The following is a 4,822-nucleotide window of genomic DNA, read 5'->3' as shown; positions in this document are numbered from 1 at the left end:
CACCTTTAATTTTATTTAAATATAATTCTTAAATCATTTATGAAAAAAGGATGTTACTATGGCAGATAATCTAATCCCACCAAAAGAACGCATAAATATAGTTTATAAAACTAAGACAAATGACCAAGAGGCTGATATAGAGCTTCCATTAAAACTTATGGTAGTTGCAAATTTAACTGGTGAAAACCAAACTCCACTTGAAGATCGTGAAGTAATCTCTATCAATAAAATAAATTTTGATCAGGTTATGAAAAGCTTAGATATTCATACAAATTTCTCTGTAAAAAATAAGCTAAATTCTAATAATGAAGATTTAAATATTGACCTTGATTTTGAGAGCATCCATGATTTTAATCCAGACAATATTATAAATCAAATTCCTGAGCTAAAAAAACTTTTACAGCTTAGAAAGGCTTTAGTTGCACTAAAAGGTCCTATGGGCAATATGCCTGATTTTAGAAAAGCGGTTTTGGAAGCTATAAAAGATGAGGGTAGTAGAAAACAACTTCTTTTAGAGATTAAAGACGAACAAGATAAGGAATAAAAATGTCTGAAACTAAAGTTAAAACTCCTATCATTGAAAGCATAATGCAAAGGAGTAAATATTCAAAAGATGACGAGAGCTATAGTGTTGTAAAGCAAGGAGTTGCTGAGTTTATTTCAAATATAATCACAACAAATAATGCTGAAGATAAAATAAACAAGCTCGCACTTGATGAGATGATAGCTCACATCGATACCCTTTTATCTGCTCAAATGGATGAAATTTTACACAATAAATCTTTTCAAGAGCTAGAATCAACTTGGCGTGGAATTAGATTTTTGGTTGAGAGAACAAATTTTAATGAAAATGTAAAAATCGATCTTTTGGATGCCACAAAAGAAGAAATTTTAGATGATTTTGAAAATAATTTAGACATAACTCAAAGTACACTTTATAAACAAATTTATTCAGCCGAATATGGACAATTTGGTGGTGAGCCAGTTGGTGCGATAGTGGCAGACTATGAGCTAGATAAATCAAATCAAGATATGACTTTTTTAAATAAAATGTCATCAATTGCTGCAATGAGCCATTCACCACTTCTTACATCCCTTTCTGCTAAATTTTTCGGACTTGATAATTTTGGTGAGCTTGAAAATATAAAAGATCTAAAAAGCATGCTAGAAGGCCCACAATATACAAGATGGAGAACTTTTAGAGAAAATGAAGATGCAAAGTACACAGGTTGTATGGTAAATAGATTTCTTACAAGATCTCCTTATGTGCCAGAGGATAACCCTATAAAGAGCTTTAATTATAGAGAAACTGTAAATAATCACGATGATATGCTTTGGGGCAATGGAGCTTATGCGTTTGCTACAAGGCTTACAGATAGTTTTGCTGATTATAGATGGTGCGGTAATATCATTGGACCAAAAGGTGGCGGTGCTGTAAAAGACTTACCGACATATACTTATGAGAATTATGGAAGCATTCAAACAAAAATTCCAACTGAAGTTTTGATTACAGACAGAAGAGAATTTGAACTTTCTGAAAATGGTTTTATCGCTCTTACTTTAAGAAGAGATAGCAATAACGCTGCATTTTTCTCAGCAAACTCTGCACTAAAGCCTAAAATTTTTCCAAATACTCCAGAAGGTAAAGCTGCTGAGACAAATTTCAGGCTTGGAACACAGTTGCCTTATGTATTTTTAATCTCTCGCCTAGCCCATTATCTAAAAGTACTTCAAAGAGAAGAGATAGGTACTTGGAAAGAGCGTAGTGATGTTGAGCGCGGCTTAAATGAATGGCTAAGGCAATACATCTCAGATCAGGAAAACCCACCAGCAGATGTTAGAAGTAGAAGACCATTTAGGAGCGCAAAAGTAATCGTCAGTGATATAGCTGGCGAGCCTGGTTGGTATAAAATAGAGCTTTTGGCTAGACCTCACTTTAAATTTATGGGAGCAAATTTCGAGCTTTCTTTGGTTGGAAAACTAGACAAAGAGTAAGCTTACTATGTCGCTGATAGATAAAATTTTATATGAATTTAGCGATGAATCAAAGCTACGTCCATATTTTAAAGATCTAGACAGCGACATAAAAGATCACATTGATACTATCTTAAACTCTAGACTTGGTAACTACGGCCGATTAAATGATAGCATTATCGATCTTTGGTCTATGGGTGTTGAAATAAACGAGCTTGGTCATAAACTTGGTATGGCAATATATGAATTAATCAGCTCAAATGAGAATAGAATAGAAGTAACATCTATCGGATACGATGACTCACTAAAGCCTTGGCGTATCATCTTTAATATAAACTACAAGCATAAAAATGATAATTTTAAAGAGTATTTGCTAAAAGTTATTTTTAAAAACAATAGATATTGTGAGATTTTATAATGGATTATAATGAAAATAATCTAGCTTATTTTCAAAAAGAGATAGCATATCTTGATGAAACAAGAGCCCTTTTTATTAAAAATTTTCCAAAAGTAGCACCATTTTTAGATACTAAAAGCAAAGATCCTGATGTTGAGAGCATAATAGAAAATATGGCTATTTTGACATCTAGGATTAGGCAAGAACTAGATGAAAATATCCCACTAATCGCTGAGTCTTTAGTAAATATTTTAATGCCAAGCTATACAAATCCTTTTCCATCAGTTTGTATGCAAGAATTTACCTTAAGAGATGACTTCTCTGGGACAAAAGAATTTATACCAAAAGGAAGTATAGTTGAGTCAAAGCAGATCAATGGCGTAACGTGCAAATTTCAAACAATCTTTGACATAAATTTGCTTCCCTTAAAGATAACAAAAGCTTTTATGTCAAACAATAAGAGTGATTATCTTCTAAATTTAAATATAAGCGCTACAAAGGATGAGCTTAGCACTAAAGAACTTGATATAGATTTTTTAAATTTATATCTTGGAGATAATGTTTACTTCTCTTCTACGCTCTTAATGTGGCTAAAAAATTACTTGAAATTTATTACAATAAGTTTTGAAGATAGCGATCAAGAGATAAGGTTAAGCCCTGATAAACTTAGTTTGGACAAGTTTGATGAGCGTTTGATAAAGAGTGATGAGTTCGGATTTGAAGCGTTTGAGCTTTTAAAAGAGCTATCATTTTTTCCTTCAAAGTTCAATTTTGTGCGATTAAATGGACTTAGCTTTCTTAAAAATTTTTCTACAAAAAGCTTTAATATTAAATTCATATTTTCAAAAGATATGCCAAGTGGATATGTACCAAGGCTAGAATATTTTTCTCTTTTTGTTACGCCCGCAATAAATTTATTTGCAATGAGTGCCGAGCCTATTTTGAATAACAATAGACGAAGCGAATATAGAATTTTTCTAGATCGCTCAAATATCGATGCTTATGAAATCGTTTCAATAAATAAGGTGGTCGCCCATAGTAGTAATAATGAAAAAAGGATATTAAAAAACTATAAAAGTTTTGAGAGATTCGAATTTTTAAATGATGAGCGAGCAAAAGATTATTATTTTGTCAGCAATAAAACAGATATAAAACTAAACTCTTATAAAGAAATTTCCTTTTTTAAAAGTGACTCTAAAGATCAAACCATTAGCATAGATGCACTTTGCTGCAATGGTGATTTACCTTGCAATCTAAAGCTTGGTGAGATAGATAGAGTTTTGTCCCACCAAGGTGTAACAACTAAAAATTTAACCATTCCAACTAGTGTAAAGCGAGTAAAAATAGATGGAAATCTTCTTTGGAAACTAGTTAGTATCTTATCTTTTAGCTATCAAAGTATACTAGAGAAGGGCTCTTTTTTAGCACTTCTTAATACCTTTAGTACACCAGATGATGAGTTTTTTAAAAAATTTGCAAACTCGCTTTATGATATAAAAACGAAGCAAATTTATAGAGTTGATCAAGGCTTTGCAAAAAGAGGGTTGCTCTGTATATTCTATATAGATGAAAGTGAATTTGAGAGTATTGGAAATGTCTATGCTTTAGGTATAAATTTGGCTAAATTTTTATCAAAATTTGCATCAATTAATTCATTTTGCGAGCTTAAAATAAAGTGTATAAAGAGCAAAATTTTACTTAATTATGATTTTTTAGGTGGTACAAAAAAATTAATATGAACAAAGAACTAAATCAAGCTTCTTTTTTTAAGTTAGTAAAAAACTGCCTAAAGCATCACGACAGAAGAGATATTTTTTTAAAAAATAGCCCAAGTTTTGCTTATCCGATTAATGAGCTTGAGAGCTTAAATAAAGAGGATGCAATAAAAATTGTCGTAAATTTTATGGGTCTTTTGGGAAGTGGCTCGCATCTTACAAGCTATATTTTGGAGAAGATTTCAAAGAGTAGCGATAATAATTTTGAGAAATTTTTTGACTTTTTTGACAATTACTTGCTTTGGCTTTTCTTTGATAGCATTAGTTTAAAAAATTATGCAAGATCCTTTGAAAAAGAGCTTGATGATAAAATTTCAAGATTTTATTGGATATATTAAACATAAACAATAAAAAATTAGCAAAAAAATTCTTACCATTTTCTCCGCTTATCATTAGCCAAAGAAGGCCTAAAAGAGAGATTGAGTTTGCCTTGCAGCGTCATTTTAATTTAAAAAATAAACTATTTTTACTGGAAAATCTACCAAATCAAATTTTCATAGCGCCTTCAAATTTAAATTCGCTTGGTATCAAAAATAGGACTTTGGGCAGAAATTTTATACTTGGCAAAAAGCTTTTTGAGAAACAAACTAAGATAGCAGTTTATATAAATGGTATAGATTATGAAGAAGCTATTGATTTTTTCCCAAAAAGAAGAAAATTTAAAGAGCTTCAAGAT

Annotated in this window: 6 protein-coding genes; all 6 read left to right on the top strand. The window is 31.0% G+C overall.

Annotated elements, in window-relative coordinates:
• Positions 1 to 58: 58 nt before the first annotated feature.
• Entirely contained in the window at positions 59 to 544 is a 486-nt protein-coding gene (gene tssB / locus FZ949_RS04445) for a type VI secretion system contractile sheath small subunit (RefSeq protein WP_103579699.1), read from the top strand.
• Positions 545 to 546: 2 nt separating this feature from the next.
• The gene (gene tssC, locus FZ949_RS04440) at positions 547 to 1,995 is read left to right on the top strand and encodes a type VI secretion system contractile sheath large subunit (protein WP_072595333.1); all 1,449 of its coding nucleotides are present in this window, start codon (positions 547 to 549) and stop codon (positions 1,993 to 1,995) included.
• 7 nt (positions 1,996 to 2,002) lie between these two features.
• Positions 2,003 to 2,392, top strand: a complete 390-nt coding sequence (locus FZ949_RS04435; protein ID WP_054195920.1) for a GPW/gp25 family protein — start codon at positions 2,003 to 2,005, stop codon at positions 2,390 to 2,392.
• A complete protein-coding gene (gene tssF / locus FZ949_RS04430) occupies positions 2,392 to 4,110 on the top strand; it encodes a type VI secretion system baseplate subunit TssF (RefSeq protein WP_103579698.1) in 1,719 nt (572 codons plus the stop codon). The genes FZ949_RS04435 and tssF overlap by 1 nt, the downstream gene beginning before the upstream one ends.
• A complete protein-coding gene (locus tag FZ949_RS04425) occupies positions 4,107 to 4,484 on the top strand; it encodes a type VI secretion system baseplate subunit TssG (protein WP_148790170.1) in 378 nt (125 codons plus the stop codon). The genes tssF and FZ949_RS04425 overlap by 4 nt, the downstream gene beginning before the upstream one ends.
• Positions 4,472 to 4,822, top strand: a 351-nt coding sequence (locus FZ949_RS04420) for a type VI secretion system baseplate subunit TssG (protein WP_187424708.1), incomplete at its 3' end; no start/stop codon positions are given. The genes FZ949_RS04425 and FZ949_RS04420, both read left to right, overlap by 13 nt.

The organism is Campylobacter concisus, from assembly GCF_902460545.1.
In the GTDB taxonomy this organism is placed as follows: domain Bacteria; phylum Campylobacterota; class Campylobacteria; order Campylobacterales; family Campylobacteraceae; genus Campylobacter_A; species Campylobacter_A concisus_AE.
Note: the sequence above shows the minus strand (reverse complement) of the source record. Positions and strands in the feature narration are given on the sequence as shown.

Coding starts and splice junctions, on each gene's coding strand:
- tssF (WP_103579698.1), top strand. CDS start 2,392: ATGGATTATAATGAAAATAATCTAGCTTATTTTCAAAAAGAGATAGCA.
- tssB (WP_103579699.1), top strand. CDS start 59: ATGGCAGATAATCTAATCCCACCAAAAGAACGCATAAATATAGTTTAT.
- FZ949_RS04425 (WP_148790170.1), top strand. CDS start 4,107: ATGAACAAAGAACTAAATCAAGCTTCTTTTTTTAAGTTAGTAAAAAAC.
- tssC (WP_072595333.1), top strand. CDS start 547: ATGTCTGAAACTAAAGTTAAAACTCCTATCATTGAAAGCATAATGCAA.
- FZ949_RS04435 (WP_054195920.1), top strand. CDS start 2,003: ATGTCGCTGATAGATAAAATTTTATATGAATTTAGCGATGAATCAAAG.